Origin of the sequence: Flavobacterium gelidilacus DSM 15343, assembly GCF_000422685.1 — a bacterium.
In the GTDB taxonomy this organism is placed as follows: Bacteria; Bacteroidota; Bacteroidia; order Flavobacteriales; family Flavobacteriaceae; genus Flavobacterium; species Flavobacterium gelidilacus.
Window position 1 is genome coordinate 375013 of the sequence record NZ_AUGN01000004.1, and the last position, 20578, is coordinate 395590.

Annotated in this window: 32 protein-coding genes; 15 read left to right on the plus strand and 17 right to left on the minus strand. The window is 28.6% G+C overall.

Features of this window, described 5'->3' with window-relative positions; all coding sequences use genetic code 11:
- Nucleotides 1-5: 5 nt before the first annotated feature.
- The 5 genes from G507_RS17615 to G507_RS0104540 form a co-directional block, all read right to left on the minus strand.
- A complete protein-coding gene (locus tag G507_RS17615; RefSeq protein WP_157496486.1) occupies nt 6-308 on the minus strand; it encodes a hypothetical protein in 303 nt (100 codons plus the stop codon).
- 7 nt (nt 309-315) lie between these two features.
- The gene (locus G507_RS16430) at nt 316-846 is read right to left on the minus strand and encodes a DUF1361 domain-containing protein (RefSeq protein ID WP_051191489.1); all 531 of its coding nucleotides are present in this window, start codon (nt 844-846) and stop codon (nt 316-318) included.
- Between the two features lie 125 nt (nt 847-971).
- Complete coding sequence (locus G507_RS0104530) at nt 972-1427, minus strand: hypothetical protein (protein ID WP_026716367.1); 456 nt, start codon at nt 1425-1427, stop codon at nt 972-974.
- A 55-nt stretch (nt 1428-1482) separates the two neighbouring features.
- On the minus strand, nt 1483-1779 hold the full coding sequence (locus tag G507_RS0104535) for a winged helix-turn-helix domain-containing protein (protein WP_026716368.1): 297 nt from the start codon (nt 1777-1779) through the stop codon (nt 1483-1485).
- 93 nt (nt 1780-1872) lie between these two features.
- Nucleotides 1873-2508 (minus strand): hypothetical protein, encoded by a 636-nt coding sequence (locus G507_RS0104540; RefSeq protein ID WP_026716369.1) that lies wholly within the window; start codon nt 2506-2508, stop codon nt 1873-1875.
- An 84-nt stretch (nt 2509-2592) separates the two neighbouring features.
- On the opposite strand from G507_RS0104540, the gene G507_RS0104545 reads away from it, so the two are divergent.
- The 4 genes from G507_RS0104545 (at nt 2593) to G507_RS0104560 (ending at nt 5920) form a co-directional block, all read left to right on the plus strand.
- Nucleotides 2593-2838 carry a hypothetical protein gene (locus G507_RS0104545; RefSeq protein WP_026716370.1) on the plus strand — a complete coding sequence of 82 codons (246 nt, stop codon included), beginning with the start codon at nt 2593-2595 and terminating at the stop codon, nt 2836-2838.
- A 3-nt stretch (nt 2839-2841) separates the two neighbouring features.
- Nucleotides 2842-3192: a DUF1801 domain-containing protein gene (locus G507_RS0104550; RefSeq protein ID WP_026716371.1), complete on the plus strand. Its 351-nt coding sequence runs from the start codon at nt 2842-2844 to the stop codon at nt 3190-3192.
- Between the two features lie 57 nt (nt 3193-3249).
- Complete coding sequence (locus tag G507_RS0104555) at nt 3250-4368, plus strand: vWA domain-containing protein (RefSeq protein WP_026716372.1); 1119 nt, start codon at nt 3250-3252, stop codon at nt 4366-4368.
- Between the two features lie 94 nt (nt 4369-4462).
- Nucleotides 4463-5920: a MoxR family ATPase gene (locus G507_RS0104560; RefSeq protein WP_026716373.1), complete on the plus strand. Its 1458-nt coding sequence runs from the start codon at nt 4463-4465 to the stop codon at nt 5918-5920.
- A gap of 52 nt (nt 5921-5972) precedes the next feature.
- On the opposite strand, the gene G507_RS0104565 is transcribed toward G507_RS0104560, so the two are convergent.
- From G507_RS0104565 to G507_RS0104580, 4 genes are all read right to left on the minus strand, one after another.
- Nucleotides 5973-6818, minus strand: a complete 846-nt coding sequence (locus tag G507_RS0104565; protein WP_026716374.1) for a hypothetical protein — start codon at nt 6816-6818, stop codon at nt 5973-5975.
- 14 nt (nt 6819-6832) lie between these two features.
- On the minus strand, nt 6833-7651 hold the full coding sequence (kdsA, locus tag G507_RS0104570; RefSeq protein WP_026716375.1) for a 3-deoxy-8-phosphooctulonate synthase: 819 nt from the start codon (nt 7649-7651) through the stop codon (nt 6833-6835).
- A gap of 96 nt (nt 7652-7747) precedes the next feature.
- Nucleotides 7748-8200 (minus strand): hypothetical protein, encoded by a 453-nt coding sequence (locus G507_RS0104575; RefSeq protein WP_026716376.1) that lies wholly within the window; start codon nt 8198-8200, stop codon nt 7748-7750.
- A 1-nt stretch (nt 8201) separates the two neighbouring features.
- The gene (locus G507_RS0104580) at nt 8202-8684 is read right to left on the minus strand and encodes a DUF4199 domain-containing protein (RefSeq protein WP_026716377.1); all 483 of its coding nucleotides are present in this window, start codon (nt 8682-8684) and stop codon (nt 8202-8204) included.
- Nucleotides 8685-8771: 87 nt separating this feature from the next.
- Between G507_RS0104580 and G507_RS0104585 the strand changes: the two genes are divergently transcribed.
- The 4 genes from G507_RS0104585 (at nt 8772) to G507_RS0104600 (ending at nt 10636) form a co-directional block, all read left to right on the plus strand.
- Nucleotides 8772-9329: a YeeE/YedE family protein gene (locus tag G507_RS0104585; protein WP_026716378.1), complete on the plus strand. Its 558-nt coding sequence runs from the start codon at nt 8772-8774 to the stop codon at nt 9327-9329.
- Between the two features lies 1 nt (nt 9330).
- Complete coding sequence (locus tag G507_RS0104590; RefSeq protein WP_026716379.1) at nt 9331-9744, plus strand: DUF6691 family protein; 414 nt, start codon at nt 9331-9333, stop codon at nt 9742-9744.
- Nucleotides 9745-9816: 72 nt separating this feature from the next.
- On the plus strand, nt 9817-10080 hold the full coding sequence (locus G507_RS0104595; protein ID WP_026716380.1) for a heavy-metal-associated domain-containing protein: 264 nt from the start codon (nt 9817-9819) through the stop codon (nt 10078-10080).
- 136 nt (nt 10081-10216) lie between these two features.
- Complete coding sequence (locus tag G507_RS0104600) at nt 10217-10636, plus strand: lipocalin family protein (RefSeq protein ID WP_026716381.1); 420 nt, start codon at nt 10217-10219, stop codon at nt 10634-10636.
- A 51-nt stretch (nt 10637-10687) separates the two neighbouring features.
- Here G507_RS0104600 and G507_RS0104605 read toward each other — a convergent pair whose 3' ends face one another.
- Entirely contained in the window at nt 10688-10963 is a 276-nt protein-coding gene (locus G507_RS0104605) for an ATP-dependent Clp protease adaptor ClpS (RefSeq protein WP_026716382.1), read from the minus strand.
- 67 nt (nt 10964-11030) lie between these two features.
- Nucleotides 11031-11864, minus strand: a complete 834-nt coding sequence (gene prmA / locus G507_RS0104610) for a 50S ribosomal protein L11 methyltransferase (protein ID WP_026716383.1) — start codon at nt 11862-11864, stop codon at nt 11031-11033.
- Between the two features lie 112 nt (nt 11865-11976).
- On the opposite strand from prmA, the gene G507_RS0104615 reads away from it, so the two are divergent.
- Both G507_RS0104615 and G507_RS0104620 read left to right on the plus strand, forming a co-directional pair.
- Nucleotides 11977-12567, plus strand: coding sequence for a glutathione peroxidase (locus tag G507_RS0104615; protein WP_035665615.1), 591 nt, complete (start codon nt 11977-11979; stop codon nt 12565-12567).
- 17 nt (nt 12568-12584) lie between these two features.
- Nucleotides 12585-13193: a hypothetical protein gene (locus G507_RS0104620; RefSeq protein WP_157496487.1), complete on the plus strand. Its 609-nt coding sequence runs from the start codon at nt 12585-12587 to the stop codon at nt 13191-13193.
- A 2-nt stretch (nt 13194-13195) separates the two neighbouring features.
- Here the strand turns inward: G507_RS0104620 and G507_RS0104625 are convergent, their stop codons facing one another.
- The gene (locus tag G507_RS0104625; protein ID WP_026716386.1) at nt 13196-13690 is read right to left on the minus strand and encodes a GNAT family N-acetyltransferase; all 495 of its coding nucleotides are present in this window, start codon (nt 13688-13690) and stop codon (nt 13196-13198) included.
- Between the two features lie 133 nt (nt 13691-13823).
- On the opposite strand from G507_RS0104625, the gene menD reads away from it, so the two are divergent.
- Nucleotides 13824-15476: a 2-succinyl-5-enolpyruvyl-6-hydroxy-3-cyclohexene-1-carboxylic-acid synthase gene (gene menD, locus G507_RS0104630; protein ID WP_026716387.1), complete on the plus strand. Its 1653-nt coding sequence runs from the start codon at nt 13824-13826 to the stop codon at nt 15474-15476.
- Nucleotides 15477-15526: 50 nt separating this feature from the next.
- The gene (locus tag G507_RS0104635) at nt 15527-15868 is read left to right on the plus strand and encodes a DUF2853 family protein (protein WP_026716388.1); all 342 of its coding nucleotides are present in this window, start codon (nt 15527-15529) and stop codon (nt 15866-15868) included.
- Between the two features lie 64 nt (nt 15869-15932).
- Here G507_RS0104635 and G507_RS0104640 read toward each other — a convergent pair whose 3' ends face one another.
- The 3 genes from G507_RS0104640 to G507_RS17525 form a co-directional block, all read right to left on the minus strand.
- Nucleotides 15933-16694, minus strand: a complete 762-nt coding sequence (locus G507_RS0104640) for a TIGR02757 family protein (RefSeq protein WP_026716389.1) — start codon at nt 16692-16694, stop codon at nt 15933-15935.
- Nucleotides 16694-17356: an ABC transporter ATP-binding protein gene (locus G507_RS0104645; protein ID WP_026716390.1), complete on the minus strand. Its 663-nt coding sequence runs from the start codon at nt 17354-17356 to the stop codon at nt 16694-16696. Before G507_RS0104645 ends, G507_RS0104640 begins: the two co-directional genes overlap by 1 nt.
- A gap of 141 nt (nt 17357-17497) precedes the next feature.
- On the minus strand, nt 17498-17653 hold the full coding sequence (locus G507_RS17525; RefSeq protein ID WP_026716391.1) for a DUF1328 family protein: 156 nt from the start codon (nt 17651-17653) through the stop codon (nt 17498-17500).
- A gap of 455 nt (nt 17654-18108) precedes the next feature.
- On the opposite strand from G507_RS17525, the gene msrA reads away from it, so the two are divergent.
- From msrA to G507_RS0104665, 3 genes are read left to right on the plus strand one after another with little or no spacing between them, the layout of a single operon-like run.
- Entirely contained in the window at nt 18109-18654 is a 546-nt protein-coding gene (gene msrA, locus G507_RS0104655) for a peptide-methionine (S)-S-oxide reductase MsrA (RefSeq protein ID WP_026716392.1), read from the plus strand.
- A 15-nt stretch (nt 18655-18669) separates the two neighbouring features.
- Complete coding sequence (gene folE, locus G507_RS0104660; RefSeq protein WP_035665617.1) at nt 18670-19341, plus strand: GTP cyclohydrolase I FolE; 672 nt, start codon at nt 18670-18672, stop codon at nt 19339-19341.
- Between the two features lie 47 nt (nt 19342-19388).
- The gene (locus G507_RS0104665) at nt 19389-19694 is read left to right on the plus strand and encodes a hypothetical protein (protein WP_026716394.1); all 306 of its coding nucleotides are present in this window, start codon (nt 19389-19391) and stop codon (nt 19692-19694) included.
- Nucleotides 19695-19724: 30 nt separating this feature from the next.
- Here the strand turns inward: G507_RS0104665 and G507_RS0104670 are convergent, their stop codons facing one another.
- Nucleotides 19725-20066 carry a DUF6787 family protein gene (locus tag G507_RS0104670; RefSeq protein WP_026716395.1) on the minus strand — a complete coding sequence of 114 codons (342 nt, stop codon included), beginning with the start codon at nt 20064-20066 and terminating at the stop codon, nt 19725-19727.
- A gap of 4 nt (nt 20067-20070) precedes the next feature.
- Nucleotides 20071-20499, minus strand: a complete 429-nt coding sequence (locus G507_RS0104675) for a DUF6146 family protein (RefSeq protein ID WP_026716396.1) — start codon at nt 20497-20499, stop codon at nt 20071-20073.
- Between the last annotated feature and the right edge of the window lie 79 nt (nt 20500-20578).

Below are 20578 nucleotides of genomic sequence, written 5' to 3' on the forward strand. Positions count from 1 at the left end.
TGTGGTTAATGTATTACGTTAAAAACTAAATACATATAAAAAAGAGTAATTGGAATATTACATAAGGCAATTCCTATTCTTATTAATGTTTCTTGATTATTTCGCTTTTCAATGAAGTGTAGAATTATCATAGCAATTAGATAACAAAAATTAATAAATAGAGCTAAATAGATATAGAAAAGTCCAATAATTGGTAACATATCAATTTTAGTTATTGCATATAATGACAATAGGATTGTCCCAATTGTAAAGGATAAAATAGGAATATAATTTTTTTGATAAAACGGGTTTTTTAATATTTCTTCCATGATGTTATTAATTAATAGTTATTGTGAAATAGTTTGAAATTCGAAAAATAAAATAGATGAAACAACCAAACAAGATTGAAAATCCTAATGATTTTGTTGTAAAAAAAATGTCTAATAAATCTGTAAGTAGATCAATAGGATTTTGTAAAATATCCCAACTGTTGTAACGAAGAACTCTTCCCAAATAAATTCCAAAACCTGATAAAATTGAAATACTAAAAACTAAAATTGATAGTAGTAAGGAACTGAATTTGGCTGAAAGTGATTTTTCAAAATCTTGTAAGGATATGATTCCTAATAAAAAACCAAGAGTTGCATATGAACTAATCAGCAATAAATCATACCAAAAAGTGTAAGAACTGGATAAGGATAAATGCACAAAATCTGTTATGATGTAAAAAGAATTAGGCAAGAACAACAACCAAATTAAAACGATTATTCCGTTTTTGAATTTGTTATCCAATGGATTTATAGTTTTTAAATAACTTGTTAATAGAAAAGGAATTACAGCTAAAAATAGATTCCAAATCAGAAACATCAAGTAAATTGAAGTAGTTATTTTGACTCGAATTAATGATAAGCAAAGGCAAAAAAAGCCAAAAGCGAATAATAAATTATTGAGCCTTTTGTTCGATTGATACAATTGAAAAATAGTTTGCATAATTATTGAATATTAAAAGTAGATTTTATAGTTTTTAATGGAATAGGTAACATTTTTAAAAAATCTAAGTGATAGAATTGATGAGCTTTTTTGCCTTTTTTATAAGATTCAATGTAAGTTTTGATTTTAAAAGGGTAGAAAAGAAGTCCAGTTGCAATAACCATAAACACAAAAGGTGATTTTTTACCGTTTCCCAATAAATAAAACTGCATGTTAATTTCATCTGTAACTAAAACTCCAGTATCAGTTAACACATGATAGATATCGTGTTCTTCAAGTTTTGGCTGTGGTTCAAGGTTATATTTCAGTAACAAACAACCTAAATGAAATCCTAAACTTTCTTCAGGAAGGTTAATAAATTCTGAAATACTAACTTCCCAAGGAGAAGCATTTTTGAATAAAAATTCATAAGGAACTTTTACGATTTTGTACAATTTTTCGATGATGATTTCTTTCATAATTTAGTAATTAAAAGTACTTTGAATTTCAAAGTAAATAGATAAAAAAAAGGTTTTATGATTTTGAGATTAATTTTTCAAGGGCTTCAATATGATTTTTAAAGGCAATTCGTCCTTCTCTTGTAGCAATATAACTTGTGTTTGGTTTCTTACCAATAAATTGTTTTTCTACCGTTATATATTCTTCATTTTCCAAAGCTTTTGCGTGACTGGCCAAATTTCCGTCAGTAACACCTAACAGTTCTTTTAAAGTTGAGAAATCAGCACTTTCATTGACCATCAATACAGACATAATCCCAAGACGAATCCTGTGATCAAATGCTTTGTTTATGTTTTGTATGATGTTTTTCATAATTAATGCTGAACTCGTTTCAGTATCTGTTAAAGGTTAAGACGTTGTGAGTTTAAAAGGTTACAATTTTAAATTTTAAACAATCTTCAATCCTTATTTTCTATCATATTTTCTAAACATGACATATCCATATCCAATATGACAAAAGCCAAATCCAATTGCCCAGAAAAATAAGCCGTAGCCAATGAAGAAAGTCGAAATTAATCCTATCAAAATCATGGTTAAACCTAAATATTTCACATCACCTAATGTATATTTACTTGCATTTACACAAGCTAAACCGTAAAAAATTAGCGTGACAGGAGCAATCAAGCCATAATATCCTTGATAGAGTAGTGCTAAAGAAAATAATCCACCGCTAATTAACGGAATTGCAAATTGAACCACCAATCGTTTTGAAGAAACATCCCAAAGACTTTCTCCTAATTTTTTAGCTTTTGTTCTACTTAATAGTATTCCCGTAATGATGGAAAGAATTACAACTGCTGCTGCAATTACAAAAAGTTGCTTGATAGCACTTTCAATTGTTATAGGATTAGATTGACCTCTAACAATTATGTATCTTGAATCATATGTGTACTTAATAATATTATTAGCCAAAAAAGCTCCAATTAAAGCATAAAAACCAGCTAAAATTCCGGATAAACCACTCAATGATAAAAAACGAGAAGATTTGTTCATCATGTTTTTTATTTCGGCAATGTCTTGAAGATATTTTTCGTTTTCCATTATAAAGTACTTTGAATTGCAAAGTAAATAAATATTTTTCAATGATGAACTATTTTTTTTGACTATTTTTGAAAAAAAAGAAAAATGAAAATTTTAGGATACATATTAAAAGGAATGAGTTTATACATTTTTGTAGCTATTGCTAGAACAATTTATAGTATGATTTCAGGAAAAATTCCAGTAGACGTAGTAAGTAGAAGTGAAGAAACTGGTTATGTTTTAGGACAGATTGTAATAATTGTAATTGCTAGTTTTTTAGCTTTTTTGTTATTTAAATATAGCAATAAACTTATTCGTAAAAAAACTAATCAAGTAGAAGTAAAGCAATAAAAAATGAAACCAGCTGAAGAATACATCTTAAAACAACCTGAACATTATCAAGCTATAATCTTGCATTTATTTGCTGTTGTTGAACAGGTTATTCCTGAAGTTGAATTGCTTTTTAAATGGCATATGCCATTTTATTATTATAAGAAGAAACCATTTTGTTATCTAAATGTACTAAAAAAAGAAAATGCCATTGATTTGTGTTTTATGAAAGGGCATCTTTTAAAAAGACATAAAGATAAAATGATTGATAAAGACAGGAAATTGGTTACTTCATTGCGATATGTTAACCTAAAAAGCATTGATAATAAAGTTTTAAATGAGGTTTTATTGGAAGTCAAGGCCTTATATCTTTAACTAAACATTAATACTCGTTATAATTTACTTTAATCATTTATTCTTAATTTTATACCTATGAATAAAGTGAACAAATCAGGATTCTATTTTAAAAATTATGAAGCACCTTACGAATCACCATTCGATAAGTTATTTACTATTTTTAAAGAATTAATAATCCATACTTCTGGAGATTTTGATGAAGCTATTGATTGGTTACGTAATTTGGATATGGAATACAAATTAACAACTCCAGATTATACAATTGATGATTTTATAGAAGATTTAAAGAAAAAAGGATACATCAGAGAAGAACTAAAACCTGACGGAACGGGTGGAATGGGAATTACTTCTAAAACCGAAAGAGCTATTCGTCAATCGGCTTTAGATCAAATTTTCGGCAATCTTAAAAAATCAGCATCAGGAAATCACAAATCAAAACAATCTGGAAAAGGAGATGAACAAACAGGTGATTTTCGGGAATATAATTTTGGAGATTCAGTCGAACAAATTTCATTAACCGAAAGTCTTAAAAACGCACAAGTCAATAATGGGGTAGGAGAGTTTATGCTAACGGAACGCGATTTGATTGTAGAGGAAAGTCACCATAAATCGCAAATGAGCACGGTTTTAATGATTGATATTTCACACAGCATGATTCTTTATGGCGAAGACCGAATTACGCCAGCCAAAAAAGTAGCGATGGCTTTAGCCGAACTAATCACAACACGATATCCAAAAGACACTTTAGATATTTTAGTTTTTGGAAACGATGCGTGGACCATTAAAATTAAAGATTTACCTTATTTACAAGTTGGACCTTATCACACTAATACTGTAGCTGGATTGCAATTAGCTATGGATATTTTACGACGAAAACGAAACACCAACAAGCAAATTTTCATGATAACCGATGGAAAACCAAGTTGTGTTCGGGAGAAAAATGGTGAATATTACATGAACAGTAACGGTTTAGATCAATATATTGTTGATAAGTGCTACAATCAAGCTGCTCAAGCTAGAAAATTACATATTCCAATTACTACGTTTATGATTGCCAAAGATCCTTATTTACAACAATTTGTGAATCATTTTACAGAAGCCAATCAAGGAAAAGCATTTTATACCGGTTTGAAAGGTTTAGGAGAAATGATTTTTCAGGATTATGAAACCAATAGGAAGAAGAAGATTCGATAGTTTTCACAATTTAAAAATTACATAGATTTTTAAAATTTCTTAAATCTGTGTTCCAAAAAATAAAAAAAAATAAGCACACATTATAAAATTATATATGAAAAACATAAAAACATTAGGAGAATTAAAAAAATCAGGATACAAATCCCAAAACATAAAAGACGAATTAAGAACTAATTTGCGCAACAAAATAAAGGTAGGTGATGTTACTTTTGAAGGTGTTCACGGTTTTGAAAATACCGTTATTCCTCAGTTGGAAAGAGCTATTCTGTCGCGACATAATATTAATTTATTAGGACTTCGTGGTCAAGCTAAAACTCGTTTGGCTAGAAAGATGATTGAACTTTTAGATGAATATATTCCGGTTGTTGAAGGTTCAGAAATTAATGATGATCCATTAAATCCAATTTCAAGATTTGCTAAAGATTTAATTGAAGAAAAAGGTGATAAAACTCCAATTACTTGGTTACATAGAAGCGAACGTTTCTTTGAAAAATTAGCTACGCCAGATGTAACGGTTGCCGATTTAATCGGTGATGTTGATCCAATAAAAGCTGCGAATTTAAAACTTAATTATGCTGACGAAAGAGTGATTCATTTTGGGATGATTCCAAGAGCAAATCGTTGTATTTTTGTGATTAACGAATTACCTGATTTACAAGCCCGTATTCAAGTAGCTTTGTTTAATATTTTGCAAGAAGGTGATATTCAAATTCGTGGTTTTAAACTGAGAATGCCTTTAGATTTGCAATTTATTTTTACAGCTAATCCAGAGGATTATACCAATAGAGGAAGCATTGTAACACCTTTGAAAGATAGAATTGGTTCGCAGATATTAACCCATTATCCCGAAAGTATAGGAATTGCAAGAACTATTACGGAACAAGAATCTAAATTGGATGACAATCAGTCAGAAACTGTTTACGTACCAAGTTTAGCGAAAGATTTATTAGAACAAATAAGTTTTGAAGCCAGAGACAGTGAGTTTATTGATGCTAAAAGTGGCGTTTCTGCAAGAATGAGCATTACAGCTTTTGAAAATTTAATTTCAACAGCAGAACGAAGAGCTTTATTAGCTGGAGAAGAAAAAACTACCGTAAGATTATCAGATTTTATTGGAATTATTCCAGCCATCACAGGAAAAGTAGAATTAGTTTATGAAGGTGAACAAGAAGGAGCTGCAACAGTTGCTCAATTTTTAATTGGCGATGCGATTCATACTTTATTTCCAGGATATTTTCCAAAGATTGAAAAATTAGAAAAGGAAAATGAGAAAAATGCTTATACGGATTTATTAGAATGGTTTTTCAACGAAAGCGGTTTTGAATTACTAGATGATGAGAGTAATACAGAATATCAAAAAATATTAGATGAAGTAAAACCTTTAGATACTCTAGTAAAAAAATACCAACCTGAGACTTCAAAAGAAGATGCTTACTTTATGAAAGAATTTATTCTTTGGGCTTTAGTAGAATATAAGAAATTAACCAAGAACAGAGTTGATTCGGGTTACCAATACAAAGATTTGTATAGTAACTTTATCAGTAAATTATAAAAAAAAAGTCGCTTTAAATTAATAAAGCGACTTTTTTTTAGTTTTTCAATGATTAAATCCTAAAAATTCCACCAAGAACAATTATTCGTTGCAGGAACCAAAATTTTTGTTCTGCAGTATCATCGCTTAAAGTAGTTGTTCTAATATCGTTCATATTTATATAACCTCCTTTTAATTCAGTTTGTACAAAAAAGTGTTTGAAAAAAGTAAAGTTTAAACCCACTTTAGCAGAAGCTCCAAATCCAGAAACATGAAAATCATCGTGTCTGTCTTTTGAAAGTACTTTTGCATTTGTTTTAGGAAATAATAATCCAACTCCAACCGCACCAACTGTATTCACTTGAAACTTATCTGTATTAGGTAATTTAAATAATTTTGAAATATCATCTACACGAGCAATTTCAGTATTAACATAATTCAAACCATCTGTATGTTCAAAGGTCAGAAATTGTTCATCTAAAGTCAATTGATTTCCTATAGGATTTTCGTTATATGTTCCAGGATTTGGATAATTTCCTGAATAATCAACTCTTTTGTTTTGATACATTACATATTTCATGTGGTCTACACCAAGAGAAATATTGTAATGATCGTTAATGAAATAACCCATTCTAAAATTAGTTTGAGGAATAGTCATTCTTGCCGGATTGATATAATCTGTATGCCATCCTTTTGGTTTATCATGTGCTTCTACATCATACAATGTAAAATCATAATCTGCTCCTTTAAAACGGATGTCTGATTTAGAAAAAGTTTCTCTATTTCCACCCCAATAAACATAAAATTTACCTTTGTTATGTGCCGTGTATTTTTCAGGATTTTCGACTGTTTCTTGCGAAAAGGTGTACTGTGAAAACACACAAAAAGTTAGTACAACCATTAAAAATGATTGCTTCATTATAGTATTAAAAATTAAAATTGATTTACGGTTTTACGAATGGCTACTAGCTTTGTCATTAAGTTTTCGAAATAATCTAAATGCAACATGTTTGCTCCATCACTTTTTGCATTTGCAGGATCAAAATGTGTTTCAATGAAGATTCCGTCAACACCAACTGCAATTCCAGCTTTTGCTATTGTTTCAATCATATCTGGACGACCACCAGTTACACCAGCAGTTTGATTGGGTTGTTGTAAAGAATGCGTTACATCTAAAACAGTAGTTGCATATTGTTGCATGGTTGGAATTCCTCTAAAGTCTACAATCATGTCTTGGTAGCCAAACATGGTTCCTCTATCTGTCACCATAACGTTTTCATTTTGACAATCTAATACTTTCTGAACAGCATGTTTCATACTTTCAGGACTCATGAATTGTCCTTTTTTCAAGTTTACTGTTTTTCCTGTATTGGCTGCAGCTACAACTAAATCTGTTTGACGAACTAAAAAGGCTGGAATTTGTAAAATATCTACATATTCGGCTGCCATTGCAGCATCTTCATTAGTATGAATGTCAGTTACCGTTGGAACTCCAAATTCTTTTGAAACTTTTTGTAAAATCTTTAAAGCTTTTTCATCTCCAATTCCAGAAAAACTATCAATTCTAGAACGATTAGCTTTCTTAAAAGAACCTTTAAATACGAATGGAATTTCTAATTTATCAGTAATTGATACTAGTTTTTCTGCAATTCTCATTGCCATTTCTTCACCTTCAATAGCACAAGGACCAGCTAAAAGAAAGAAATTACCACTAGTTGTATGCTTTATTTGTGGAATATTGTTTATGTTCATAATGTGTTGTTTTTGAAGTTGCAAAGATAAAAAGAAAAACCTTCTAATCCGAAGTTTAAAAGGTTACTTATGTTACATTAGGATAATTTTAATTTCTTATTCAATTTTTCTAATTTTAAAACCTTTAGGACAAACTATGTTTCCCTTTTCAAATATATTAAAATAGAATGTCTGTTTTTTTGACGAACCTTCTAAATTTACTTCATACATATATAATAATCCTGCTCCCATATTAGAATGTAAAGTTGGAAACGGACAACAGGTATCTATTTTTTTAAATTCAATATTTTCTCCATTTGGACCTTCAAGTCCCTTAAAAAAATAGTTGATGAAGGATTCTTCTGATCTTTCACTAATAAGTCCAATATTTACTGGATAATCTGCATCAACGCCATATTTTGAATCGGTAGCATATTCGGTAAAAACAAACATCCCATTCTTAATCATTGGTCTTATTGCATCATTATCAATATTTTTAATAGTTGACTTTGTACTTATACATGATGAAGTAATAAAAATAATTGTGAAAATTAAAATTAATTTTTTCATGTTAATTGGTTTTAGATTTTATAAAATATGAAATAATAGCACTTATAACAATCCCATTGGATAAGGTCGAAAAAGTATTTGTATACATATAATTTGATAGAGAAAAATATTTTTCAGCATCTTCTAAAGTCATCTTAGAATTTTTAATTTTATAATTGATGATGTTTGTAAAATAATCTGGAGAAATATATTCGAATGTAATGTACAAAACAACAGGAGTAAAGATAGCAACTAGCAAGGAAAGGATGGCTCCCGATAAAAAACCTTGTTTCCAATCAATTTTGTTGTTGTAATAAGTTTTCTTTTTATTTTGTAAAGCCAAAACATAAATTAAAATAGAAATAATTCCAAAAAGCATAGTATAAATAGGTTGAAATTTTACTTTTTCATCATGCCAGCCCATTGTTTTTTCAAAATACATCCAAATTAATAAGCCTATTGAAAATATAATAGCCCATTTTAATTCGATTTTAAACTTTTCCATTCTGTTCTTTTAAATTAATAACGCTATAAAAGTAATAAATGTTTATGGAATTGAATACATTAATTATATTTGCTTAAAATTTACTATATGGATTTTATATATGGAACTTGGCATTGGTCAATTTCTGGGTTTCTAATTGGTATGATAATGTTAGCATTGGTTTATTTTGGTAAATCATTCGGAATGTCTTCTAACTTAAGAACCCTTTGCACAATCGGAGGAGCAAAAAGAGCTAGTCAATATTTTGATTTTGATTGGAGAGAACAAAAATGGAATTTAGCGATGGTTCTAGGAGCAATTCTAGGAGGTTATTTTGCCACACAATTTCTAAGCAGTGAAAATATAGTTAAAATTAATCCTAAAACAATTGAGCAACTACATGCCTTAAATATTGATGCTCCAAACGGAAAAATTGTTCCAGATGCTATTTTTAGTATGGAAACTATGCAAACACCTAAAGGATTTTCAATCTTATTAATTGGAGGTTTGTTAATTGGTTTTGGAACTCCATATGCCGGTGGATGTACTTCTGGACACGCAATTTCGGGCTTAAGTAATTTACAACTTCCTTCATTAATTGCCGTAATTGGTTTTTTTATAGGTGGATTAATTACTTCATATTTCATAATTCCTTTACTATTTTAAAATGAAGATATTTAGATTTTTACTTGTGGGATTTATATTTGGAATTGTTTTAACCAAGACAGAAGCTATTTCATGGTATAGAATATATGAAATGTTTCACTTTCAATCCTTTCATATGTATGGCGTTATTTTTACGGCTATTTTTACAGGAGTAATTGGTATTCGATTTCTAAAGAAAAAAGATATTAAAGACTATAAAGGTCATACTATTGAGATTTTAGACAAAGAAAGAGCCTCTTTTAGATATATTATTGGCGGAATAATGTTTGGTTTAGGTTGGGCTTTAGTTGGATGTTGTCCTGGCCCAATATTCGTTTTATTGGGAGTAGGAATAATTCCGATTTTAGTGGTTTTAGTTGGAGCTCTTTTGGGTAATTTCATTTACGGGATTGTAAAAGATAAATTACCGCATTAATTAACTGTTAAAGTAACTTTTGTAACACATTTAAGTTTTCTGTTTTTGTATTTTTGTGTAAATTATAAAGTCATGGAAAATAAAATATACGTTCAAAATTTAAAATGTGGTGGTTGTGCCAATACAATTGCAAATAAATTAAAAGAGATAGAAGGAGTTTCGGATATTATTGTCAATGTAGACGAAAGTTTAATTACATTAAATTGTACTGAAATTATTCTTGAAAAAGTAAAAGAATCACTCAAAAAAGCTGGTTATCCTGAAGATGGAGAAAATAATTCATTAGGCTCTAAAGCTAAATCTTATGTGAGTTGCGCAATTGGAAAAATGAGTTAAAATATTTTATATGTTTAATATTAAAAAACACTTACTATTGGTAAGTGTTTTTTTGTTAATAAAATTAACAATGAACTATTTTTTGTTTAAATAAAAAATATATATTTGCCGGAATTAATCAATAAAAAAACAAAAAATGAAAAAATTTAAAAAATTAGTATTGTTATTTTTAGCAGCTACAGTAACGTTAGTATCTTGTAATAAAGATGATGATAAGGAAGCTTCAATCGAAGGAAGTTGGGAATATTCTCAAGAAACAAATTTTACAGGAGAGCTTGTGGCTTATCAACACACAGCAGATTGTAATAAGGATTATGTTCAAATATTAGCTGGTGGTGTTATAAAAGATTTCTATTATGAAACTTTTGGAAGTGTTGTTTGTGAAGAATCTATTTATGAAGCTGCATGGGCTAGAAGTGGAAATAATTTAACTATAACAGATTCAGGTGAAACATACACATCAGAAATTTTAGAATTAACAGATACTACATTAAAATTAAAATACACTGATCCTGATGATGATTCAGTAGATATTACGGTATTTACTAGAAGATAATATTATAAAAGATTTAAATAAAAAATCCCTTTCAATTTGAAAGGGATTTTTTTATTCTATTTCAGCACTCAAGCCAGCTTCTAATAAAGAGGAACATTGTGGTTTGAGTTCATCATAACTTCCTGTTTTAACGGTACACCTTCCTTTATAATGTACTAAAATAGCACATTGTTCAGCTTGTTCACTTGTGTGTTCACAAACTCTTATTAAAGTGTCTATAACATGGTCAAACGTATTGACATCATCATTATATAAAACTATTTCGTTGTTTAGTCCATAATCTTCTAGGACGTCAACTTCTTCTTGTATTTTTTCTCTAGTACTCATTTCTATTTTGGTAAAGGGTTATGGGTAATAGGTTATATGTTTTGTTTTATTCTTGAATTTGTTAACGCTAATTTACATATTTTAAAGATACCCAATTGTTTCTTTCAAACTTTTTAACATATGTTAATCCTTTTGAGGTACATGATTCATCTATAAACGGAATGTCTTCAGTATAAAATCCACTAAATAAAATTGTTCCTTTTGGATTTAAACAATCTACATATTGCTGCATGTCATTCAATAATATATTTCTGTTGATGTTTGCAATGATTAAATCATATTTTTTTCCTTTTAAAAGTTCAGCATCACCTTCATAAACTGTAATTTGAGAACAATTATTACGTTCAGCATTTTCTATTGAATTCAAATAACACCAATTATCAATGTCAATAGCATCAATAGGTTTTGCTCCTTTCATTTCAGCTAAAATAGCTAAAATAGCTGTGCCACAACCCATATCTAGGGTTTTCATATTAGTAACATCAATTTCTAACAAATGTTGAATCATCATGTGAGTTGTCTCATGATGACCTGTTCCAAAACTCATTTTTGGTTCAATAACAATATCAAATTCAGCATCTGTCTTAGCATGAAAAGGTGCTCTAACATGACATTTTCCATCTACATCAATAGCTTCGAAGTTTTTTTCCCATTCTTCATTCCAGTTTACTTGTTCAATTTCTTCAACTTTATATGATATTTTGAATTCTTCATTACTTAAAATGGAAACATCATTTAAAATGTCTTCAGACCATAATTCTTTTTGAACATAAGCCGAAACTCCTTCTTCTGTTTCCATAAAACTTTCAAAAGCTTTATCTTCTAACTCTGCTACTAATATTTCGCTTCCTAATTCTTTTGGACTTATTGTAAAATGATATCCAATATAATTGTTTGACATAAATGTAATTTTTGCAAAGGTACATAAAGCTTTCGTTTTTTAGAATAATTTATCATTTGTTAACAAGGAGAAAACTTTTGATTGTGTATATTTGAAATAAAAAAGAAAACTCATGAAAAATTCATTCATTGCAATTGTATTAACTACACTTTTATTTAGCTGTCAAAATAAAGCTCAAGAAAAAGTAGCTACAGTTGCTGCAAACAACCCAACAATTATGACAAAAGAGAATATCTATCAATTTAAAGTTACTGATTTATATGGTGCTGAATTTGATTTTTCTACCTTAAAAGGAAAGAAAATCATGGTAGTAAACACAGCTTCAGAATGTGGTTTAACGCCTCAATACAAAGATTTGGAAGCTATTTATGAAAAATACAAAGACAAAAATTTTGTAATTGTTGGTTTTCCTGCCAATAATTTTGGTTCTCAAGAACCTGGAACAGATAAAGAAATTGCTGCTTTTTGTGAGCAAAATTACGGTGTTTCTTTTCCTATGATGTCAAAAATTTCAGTAAAAGGAAGTGACATGCATAAATTGTATCAATTTTTAACACAGAAAAGTAAAAACGGATTAGAAGACAGTGAAGTTCAATGGAATTTTCAAAAATATTTGATTAATGAAAACGGTGAATTAGAAAAAGTGATCGCGCCAAGAACATTGCCAACTGATGCTTCTGTTATAAAATGGATTGAAGGATAAACTAAATTATTTTTAATATGATTAGATTATTTAAGGTTTTCTGTTTGTTTCTAGTCCTTTTGATTAGCTCTTCTTGTTCAAAAACATACATTGAAGAGTTAAAGAAAACACCAGAATCGATTACCAATGGATCAAAAAGTGTAGCCTTAATTTCAAGAAACAATGTCCTGTTATATGAATTTGATAAAGAGTTTGAGAAAAATTTTCAAACTAAAAATGTGTATTCTGCTTACTTTATCGATAGTTTCGAGGCAGAATTAAAATCAAAGCAATTATACAAAAGTGTAACCATTTTAGATGGTAATTCAGATATTGAAACAATTTTTGACACCACTGATTTCGATTATATAATTTCAATTGAAGATGTGAAAATTACAGCTTTTTTCGAAGATTCTCACAACACTAGTTATTCTGCAAACATTGGTAATTCTGATAAGAAAAAGAGCACTGTGAGATGTAGAGTAAAGATTTATGATAAGATAATTAAAAAATCTGTTGCCGAATTTTACGCCACTGGTGAATCTGATTATTCAGAAAGAAATTATAAACTAATCGTAGAAAGAGCTTCCCAAAAATCAATTGAAAATGCAATAGAATATTTAAAAACAGGAAAAGTAAAATTTTAAATTTATAGCAGTAATTGCATAAAAACAGTATCTAGCCATTTGTCAAATTTAAAGGCAGATTCTTTAATGATTCCGGCAGTTTTAAACCCAAATTGTTTATGAAATTCCACACTATTTTGATTTTCGGCATCAATAACCGCTATCATGGTGTGGCGTTTTTGTTTTTTGGCTAATTCAATTAATTCAGCAAGAAGAAGCTTTCCTAGCCCTTTTCCTTGATGATTTATAGAAACATAAACAGAATGTTCCACTGTAAATTTATAACCTTCTTTAAAACGAAATGTACCATAAGTTCCAAAACCTGCAATTTCATTATCAATTTCAATGACAATTAACGGAAAATCTGCTTTTGTTTTCTCGTCAAAAATTGCTTTTTGCTGTTCCAAAGTTCTTGGTTCATAATCATAAATAGCAGTTGTATTTAGAATATTATAATTTACAATTTCTAAAATTTCCTCTAAATCTTTTTCAGTTGCATTTCTAACTTTAAAATTCATAAAAATTTAATATTTGTCAAAGGTAAAAAGTTTATTCAATAAAAGTAATAACCTTAACAACTTTGTATCTTTGTAAAAATAAATAAATACTTAAATTCTGAAATAAATTCAGAAGAAGTAAATTCAGTATAAAATGATTTACCCAAAAATACCTTTAGCACAAAGTTTAATCGAAATTTTTAAAGCAAAAGGAATACAACATATCGTAATTTCTCCTGGTTCAAGAAATGCACCATTGACTATTGGTTTTTCCAATCAACAAGATTATTTTAAATGTTATAGTATTGCAGATGAACGTTGTGCTGCTTTTTTTGCTTTAGGAATGGCTCAACAATTAAACCAACCTGTGGCTTTAGTTTGTACTTCTGGTTCAGCATTATTAAATTATTATCCAGCTGTGGCTGAAGCATTTTATAGTCAAATTCCAATAATTGTAGTTAGTGCAGATAGACCACATGATAAAATTGATATTGGTGACGGACAAACCATTCGTCAAGAAAATGTATTTGCCAATCACAGTTTGTATAATGCTAATTTAACCGAATACGCTTCTAATGATAACGATATAAAAATTAATGTTGCCATTCATGAAGCTATTTCAAAAAAAGGACCAACTCACATTAACGTTCCTTTTGAAGAACCTTTGTATGATTTAGTTTCAGCACTTTCAGTTACTCCAAAATTGCTTCCTTTTGAAAATGAAAGTATTGAATTCGCTTTAGATGAGAAGTTTATTCAACAATGGAATTCAGCTAAAAAGAAATTAATTTTAGTAGGTGAATTAAAACCTAATTCGATTGAAAGTTCACTTATTGAAATTTTAGCCAAAGATGATTCTGTTGTAGTTTTGACGGAAAAGACTTCTAATTTACATCATGAAACTTTTATTGATACAATTGATACTTTAATTACTCCATTTTCGGATGATGATTTTAAGGATTTTCAACCAGAAATTTTAATTACTTTTGGAGGAATGGTTGTTTCAAAACGAATCAAAGCCTTTTTGAGAAAATATAAACCAAAAGAACATTGGCATATTGATACATTAAGAGCTTACAATACTTACGGAAGTTTATCTCAACATTTTAAAACAATACCAAATGATTTTTTTAGACAATTGTTGACTAAATCAATTAAAGTTGAAAGTACTTATAAAGATTTTTATTCAAAAATAAATGAGGTAAGAAAAGGCAAACATATTGAATATATAAATGAAATTCCTTTTTCCGATTTTAAAGCATTTGAATTTGTAAGTCATAATTTACCAAAAGATATTCAACTGCAAGTCAGTAATAGTTCGGCTATTCGTTACTTACAATTAGTGACTATTGATAAATCTATTGAAGTTTTTTGCAACCGAGGAACAAGTGGAATAGATGGTTCAACATCAACTGCAATTGGAGCTGCTTTACAATCAAATAAGCCAACTATTTTTATTACGGGTGATATTAGTTTCTTTTATGATAGTAATGCTTTGTGGAACAATTATATTCCTAAAAACTTTAAAATTATACTAATTAATAATAGTGGTGGGGGAATTTTTAGAATTTTGCCAGGACATCAAGAAACGGAAGTTTTTAATACATTTTTTGAAACTTCACATCATTTAAATGCATCTAATTTGGCTAAAATGTTTGACTTTACTTATTATCAAGCAAAGGATGAAACTAGTTTAGAAAATCAATGGCAATTATTTATGAATCTAAATGATAATCCTTCAATATTAGAAATTTTCACACCAGAAAAAATTAATAATAAAATATTGACTAACTATTTTAAATGTTAATTTTTTTAACTAAATTTGATTTCTATTATTAATAAAAAAACTATATAAAAATGAGTAAAAGAGACGAATTAATCGTAAAATATGCTGCAGATTTAAAAGATAAATGTGGAGTAACTCCGGACATGGATTTATTAACTAAAGTAACTGTAGGTTGTGGTCCTTCAATTTACAATGCAGATTCTGCAACTGTTGCTGGTTCTGACGAAAAAGAATTAGCTACAGTAAAAAACAATTTTTTAGTTAAAAAATTAGGATTAAAAGACGGTCCAGAGTTAGATAAAGCAATTGATGCCGTAATTGAAAAATATGGACGTTCAAATAAAAACAAATATAGAGCAGTTGTTTATTACTTACTTGCTGTTCATTTCAAAAAAGAATCTGTTTATAACTAAGATTCAAACAACCAAACCAACCAAACTATTAAAAAATCCTAACTTGTTTAGGATTTTTTTTATTTTAAAAACCTTCAAAAACACCTAAACCAAACAGAGCAAAATCATATTTAACTGGATCGTTTTTGTCTAATTTTCGTAAAGCTAAATCTAATTCAGCTAATGCTTTTCCATCGTTTTGTTTTCTTTTTAGCAAGCCTAGTTTTCTGGCTACATTTCCAGAATGTACATCTAAAGGACAAGATAATTTGGAAGTGGGAATAGTTTTCCAAATACCAAAATCTACTTTATAATCATTTCTAATCATCCATCGTAAATACATGTTGATTCTTTTGGCTGCACTATTGTTTAAAGGATCTGAAACGTGTTTCTGTGTTCTTTGCAAATGTTTAATTTCAAAAAAAACTTTCTTAAACTCATGAATGCTTTTTTGCATGCTGTTTTCCTCTTGATTTTTAGCAAACACAGCTTCTAAACCATCATGATTGATGTAGATGTTTTGTAAAGCTTTCACAAACGTTTTGGCATCTAAGGCATTGAACGTTCTGTGTACAAAATTATCAAACGATTCTAAATTATCTTCAGAATGATTCATTATAAAGTCATAAGGAGAATTTCCCATTATGTTCATTAACTTTTTGGAGTTTTTGATAATCATTTTGCGATTTCCCCATGCAATTGTTGCACTCAAAAATCCTGCAATTTCGATGTCTTCTTTTAAAGAAAATAAATGTGGAATTTGAATAGGATCACTTTCAATAAAATCAAAATTATTGTATTGAATAACCTTTTCGTCCAAGAAATCTTTTAATTCGGATTTATTCATTAAACCATAATATTTCCGTCCTTCATAACTAATTTTCGGTCAGCCATATCTGCTAATTCTTCGTTATGGGTTACGATTACAAATGTTTGACCAAATTCATCACGCAATTTAAAAAATAATTGATGTAAATGTTCCGCAGATTGTGTATCTAAGTTTCCAGAAGGTTCATCAGCAAAAATAATTTTCGGTTTGTTTATTAAAGCTCTTGCGACAGCAACTCTTTGTTGTTCACCACCAGAAAGCTCACCTGGTTTGTGATTTATTCTATCTTTTAATCCCAAATAGTCTAATAACCGTTTGGCTTCAGTTTCTGTTTCAATTTTACTTTTTTTAGCAATAAAAGCTGGAATGCATACATTTTCTAAAGCAGTAAATTCAGGTAACAATTGATGAAATTGAAAAATGAATCCCAAATTAAGATTTCTAAACTTTGATAAATCCTTATCATTTAATGTCAAAACATCTGTTCCATCAATATAAAGAGACGAATTGTTTTGAATGGTTGGTTTGTCTAAAGTTCCTAAAAGTTGCAATAATGTGGTTTTTCCTGCACCAGAAGCACCGACTATTGAAACGATTTCACCAGATTTGATATGAAGATTTACACCTTTTAAAACTTGTAAATCACCATAATATTTATGTAACTGAGTCGCTCTTATCATTTTTAACTATTTGTACAAAGAAACAAAGATTTTTTGTGTTTTGTAAAATAGCTTGATATTTATTTAAAGTATTAAGTATAAAAAAATGCAAGAAGACTTATTATTACTCAACTTGCATTTTTTAAAATAAAAATTTGTTTGTTATTTTCTACCTCTAATTAGCGATAGAATAAAAAGTACTATAAAAATAAAGAATAATACTTTAGCAATACCTGCTGCTCCTGCTGCAATTCCTCCAAATCCTAAAACTCCAGCAATTATAGCCAGAATAATAAATATAATCGTCCATCTTAACATAATAAATAGTTTTTAATTAGTAATTAGTTTATTGTTTTGTATTTAAAACAAATGGTTTGTTTATTATTACTTTACAAATTTATAATTCTTGTGCTTTTTTAAATTATAATATTTTTGTGATTATTTATAGTATTTCCATTTCATGTTTTTTTTTAATTTTATTTTATAATGTATCTGATTATCTTTGTTTTAATAATTATTTTTTGTAAAACATTTCTTTGTATGCATAGAGATTATTGTTATTTAATAAAACCAATTTATCTTTTTGAGCGTATATATTTTTATAAATAAAAGTTAAAAACTTAATATTGTTTAATTATTTTGTATATTTGTTAAACAAAAAATCATAAATTATGAAAGTATTTTTGTTAGTATCCTTATTGTCACTTGGATTTTGTAAATCAAATGAGCCTAAAGTTGTAAGTCAAATTAAAGAATTTAAAGAACCTATTAAAATGAATATTGAAGAAGGAAAAGAAATTGCCACTTTTGCAGGTGGATGTTTTTGGTGTACAGAAGCAGTTTTTTTAGAAATTAAAGGAGTAGAAAAAGTTGTATCAGGTTATACGGGAGGCACAACTAAAAACCCATCATACAGAGAAATTGGAACAGGAACTACGGGTCATGCAGAAGCAATCGAAATCACTTATGATCCCAAACTAGTCCAGTACAAAGATTTGCTTGAAATATTCTTCAGTTCGCATAATCCAACAACTTTAAATAGACAAGGAGCTGATGTTGGAACTCAATATAGAAGTGAAATTTTTTATCATTCAGAAGCTCAAAAGAAAGAAGCAGAAGAATATATTGAATTGATTGAAAAAGAAAAATTATATGAGGATCCTATTGTAACAGTTATTTCTCCTGCAGTAGTTTTTTATAAAGCAGAAGAGTATCATCAAAATTACTATAACGAAAACAGTTCACAGGGTTATTGTCAAATGGTTATTGCGCCAAAGCTCGAGAAATTGAGAAAATATTATAAATCAAAATTAAAATAGAAGGGAAAAATTGCTATGAATACCACTATTGAAAAAGAATTATTTGAAATTGTAGGTGATAATCACCAAATGACCTCTGCGGAAACTCCGTTGAGACCAGATGCTTTTGATAAATCAGATGAGGATAAAATGTCTGTAATTGAGGAGCATTTTGAAGTCATCATGAAAGAATTAGGTTTAGATTTAACAGATGATAGTTTAAAAGGAACTCCTCACAGAGTTGCTAAAATGTTTGTTAAGGAAATTTTTTCGGGTTTAAATCCTGCAAATAAACCTAAAATTTCGGTGTTTGACAATTCGTATCATTATGATAAAATGTTGGTCGAAGCTAATATAAGCTTTAACTCAACTTGTGAACATCATTTTTTGCCAATTGTAGGAAAGGCTCATGTGGGTTACGTTTCTTCAGGAAAAGTGATAGGTTTATCAAAATTGAATAGAATTGTTGATTATTATGCAAGAAGACCTCAAGTTCAAGAGCGAATGATTATGCAGATTTTCAATGAATTGAAAACAGTTCTTGATACAGAAAATGTAATGGTAATTATGGAAGCTTCTCACTTGTGCGTTTCTAGTAGAGGAATTAAAGATGAAAGTAGTTATACTTCAACTTTACAATATGGAGGAGTTTTTAATCAAAAAGAATTTAGAGACGATTTTTATCGTTTGATAAATAAGGAAAAATAATTGGCATCTTATTTGTATATTTATAATTGAATTTAAAATTATTATGAATGTCAAATCAGAATATAGAAATTATTCATTCTAAAGCTAAAAGTGATAAAAAAACGAAGTTAGTTTTAGGAATTATCTTCGATTTAATTGGAATGTTATCTTATGTAGTTCCTGTTTTTGCTGAAGCAACAGATATTATTTGGGCTCCAATTTCAGGTTTTATAATGATGGCAATGTATAAAGGAACAACGGGCAAAGTAGCCGGTGTTATAAGTTTTATTGAAGAAGCTTTTCCTTTTATAGATTTTATTCCAACTTTTACTTTGACTTGGATTTACAGGTATATTTTTAAAAAAGAAGCTTAAATTAATATTTTATAATAACAAAAAGACACATTATTTAAATGTGTCTTTTTTATTTAATTTATTATCAATATAGTCCGTAAAAAAACCTAATTTCATTCTGTTTAACATCTTTTTTTCAAAGTTCCAAAAAAACTTAAATTGACCAAACAAAGAGCCAATTAATACTAGCATTACTTGATAAATTGGAAAAAGAATTAGAATTCGTATAGGCCAATAAATCCATAATGACATTGTTTCTTTAGTTATTCCTAAATAATTTGTAATTGGTTTTGAAAGATAAGCTGCTGTTGAACCTGTAATAGCAAATACGATAAAAATTATAGTTAATTGCCAGTTTGAAGTCACATTCCAGCGTTTTTTAAGTTTGTTCATTATGTTATAATCGTGCAGGAAAACCTCCTAATTGTTGCTTGTTAGTTAACTGAAAATAAGTTAAGTAGTTGAATATCATGTAATTTACTTCAAACCCATAATCTATGCTAGTTTCATAATTTATAGGCATTTCATAAAGATTTGAATTATAAACGGTAGGCATATTTGCTCTTCTATTCCATTCTAAAACCCAAAAATGATTTCTAGCCTCTAGATAACTTAGAGTATAAAAACTTCTTGGTTTTGCTCTTGAATTAAACCAACTTGTAAATCCGCCATCTATGATAAATACTTCATATTCAATATCATCATTTGCAATACGAATTGTATCACTTTCTATACGAGGCTTATCATTACTAATAGTCTCTTTAGTTGAGTTACAGCTAAAAAGCAAAACAAATACTAAGGTAAATATTGAAATATAAGTTTTCATAGTATTATGAATTAGTCTATAAAGATAAAAAAAAGCATCGACATAGCCGATGCTTTTAACATTAGTATTTTTAAGTAGT

What these genes read in the sequence shown, in the direction of transcription:
- G507_RS17615 (WP_157496486.1), bottom strand. Translation starts at nt 308, where the DNA reads ATGGAAGAAATATTAAAAAACCCGTTTTATCAAAAAAATTATATTCCT.
- G507_RS16430 (WP_051191489.1), bottom strand. Translation starts at nt 846, where the DNA reads ATGTTTCTGATTTGGAATCTATTTTTAGCTGTAATTCCTTTTCTATTA.
- G507_RS0104530 (WP_026716367.1), bottom strand. Translation starts at nt 1,427, where the DNA reads ATGAAAGAAATCATCATCGAAAAATTGTACAAAATCGTAAAAGTTCCT.
- G507_RS0104535 (WP_026716368.1), bottom strand. Translation starts at nt 1,779, where the DNA reads ATGAAAAACATCATACAAAACATAAACAAAGCATTTGATCACAGGATT.
- G507_RS0104540 (WP_026716369.1), bottom strand. Translation starts at nt 2,508, where the DNA reads ATGGAAAACGAAAAATATCTTCAAGACATTGCCGAAATAAAAAACATG.
- G507_RS0104545 (WP_026716370.1), top strand. Translation starts at nt 2,593, where the DNA reads ATGAAAATTTTAGGATACATATTAAAAGGAATGAGTTTATACATTTTT.
- G507_RS0104550 (WP_026716371.1), top strand. Translation starts at nt 2,842, where the DNA reads ATGAAACCAGCTGAAGAATACATCTTAAAACAACCTGAACATTATCAA.
- G507_RS0104555 (WP_026716372.1), top strand. Translation starts at nt 3,250, where the DNA reads ATGAATAAAGTGAACAAATCAGGATTCTATTTTAAAAATTATGAAGCA.
- G507_RS0104560 (WP_026716373.1), top strand. Translation starts at nt 4,463, where the DNA reads ATGAAAAACATAAAAACATTAGGAGAATTAAAAAAATCAGGATACAAA.
- G507_RS0104565 (WP_026716374.1), bottom strand. Translation starts at nt 6,818, where the DNA reads ATGAAGCAATCATTTTTAATGGTTGTACTAACTTTTTGTGTGTTTTCA.
- kdsA (WP_026716375.1), bottom strand. Translation starts at nt 7,651, where the DNA reads ATGAACATAAACAATATTCCACAAATAAAGCATACAACTAGTGGTAAT.
- G507_RS0104575 (WP_026716376.1), bottom strand. Translation starts at nt 8,200, where the DNA reads ATGAAAAAATTAATTTTAATTTTCACAATTATTTTTATTACTTCATCA.
- G507_RS0104580 (WP_026716377.1), bottom strand. Translation starts at nt 8,684, where the DNA reads ATGGAAAAGTTTAAAATCGAATTAAAATGGGCTATTATATTTTCAATA.
- G507_RS0104585 (WP_026716378.1), top strand. Translation starts at nt 8,772, where the DNA reads ATGGATTTTATATATGGAACTTGGCATTGGTCAATTTCTGGGTTTCTA.
- G507_RS0104590 (WP_026716379.1), top strand. Translation starts at nt 9,331, where the DNA reads ATGAAGATATTTAGATTTTTACTTGTGGGATTTATATTTGGAATTGTT.
- G507_RS0104595 (WP_026716380.1), top strand. Translation starts at nt 9,817, where the DNA reads ATGGAAAATAAAATATACGTTCAAAATTTAAAATGTGGTGGTTGTGCC.
- G507_RS0104600 (WP_026716381.1), top strand. Translation starts at nt 10,217, where the DNA reads ATGAAAAAATTTAAAAAATTAGTATTGTTATTTTTAGCAGCTACAGTA.
- G507_RS0104605 (WP_026716382.1), bottom strand. Translation starts at nt 10,963, where the DNA reads ATGAGTACTAGAGAAAAAATACAAGAAGAAGTTGACGTCCTAGAAGAT.
- prmA (WP_026716383.1), bottom strand. Translation starts at nt 11,864, where the DNA reads ATGTCAAACAATTATATTGGATATCATTTTACAATAAGTCCAAAAGAA.
- G507_RS0104615 (WP_035665615.1), top strand. Translation starts at nt 11,977, where the DNA reads ATGAAAAATTCATTCATTGCAATTGTATTAACTACACTTTTATTTAGC.
- G507_RS0104620 (WP_157496487.1), top strand. Translation starts at nt 12,585, where the DNA reads ATGATTAGATTATTTAAGGTTTTCTGTTTGTTTCTAGTCCTTTTGATT.
- G507_RS0104625 (WP_026716386.1), bottom strand. Translation starts at nt 13,690, where the DNA reads ATGAATTTTAAAGTTAGAAATGCAACTGAAAAAGATTTAGAGGAAATT.
- menD (WP_026716387.1), top strand. Translation starts at nt 13,824, where the DNA reads ATGATTTACCCAAAAATACCTTTAGCACAAAGTTTAATCGAAATTTTT.
- G507_RS0104635 (WP_026716388.1), top strand. Translation starts at nt 15,527, where the DNA reads ATGAGTAAAAGAGACGAATTAATCGTAAAATATGCTGCAGATTTAAAA.
- G507_RS0104640 (WP_026716389.1), bottom strand. Translation starts at nt 16,694, where the DNA reads ATGAATAAATCCGAATTAAAAGATTTCTTGGACGAAAAGGTTATTCAA.
- G507_RS0104645 (WP_026716390.1), bottom strand. Translation starts at nt 17,356, where the DNA reads ATGATAAGAGCGACTCAGTTACATAAATATTATGGTGATTTACAAGTT.
- G507_RS17525 (WP_026716391.1), bottom strand. Translation starts at nt 17,653, where the DNA reads ATGTTAAGATGGACGATTATATTTATTATTCTGGCTATAATTGCTGGA.
- msrA (WP_026716392.1), top strand. Translation starts at nt 18,109, where the DNA reads ATGAATATTGAAGAAGGAAAAGAAATTGCCACTTTTGCAGGTGGATGT.
- folE (WP_035665617.1), top strand. Translation starts at nt 18,670, where the DNA reads ATGAATACCACTATTGAAAAAGAATTATTTGAAATTGTAGGTGATAAT.
- G507_RS0104665 (WP_026716394.1), top strand. Translation starts at nt 19,389, where the DNA reads ATGTCAAATCAGAATATAGAAATTATTCATTCTAAAGCTAAAAGTGAT.
- G507_RS0104670 (WP_026716395.1), bottom strand. Translation starts at nt 20,066, where the DNA reads ATGAACAAACTTAAAAAACGCTGGAATGTGACTTCAAACTGGCAATTA.
- G507_RS0104675 (WP_026716396.1), bottom strand. Translation starts at nt 20,499, where the DNA reads ATGAAAACTTATATTTCAATATTTACCTTAGTATTTGTTTTGCTTTTT.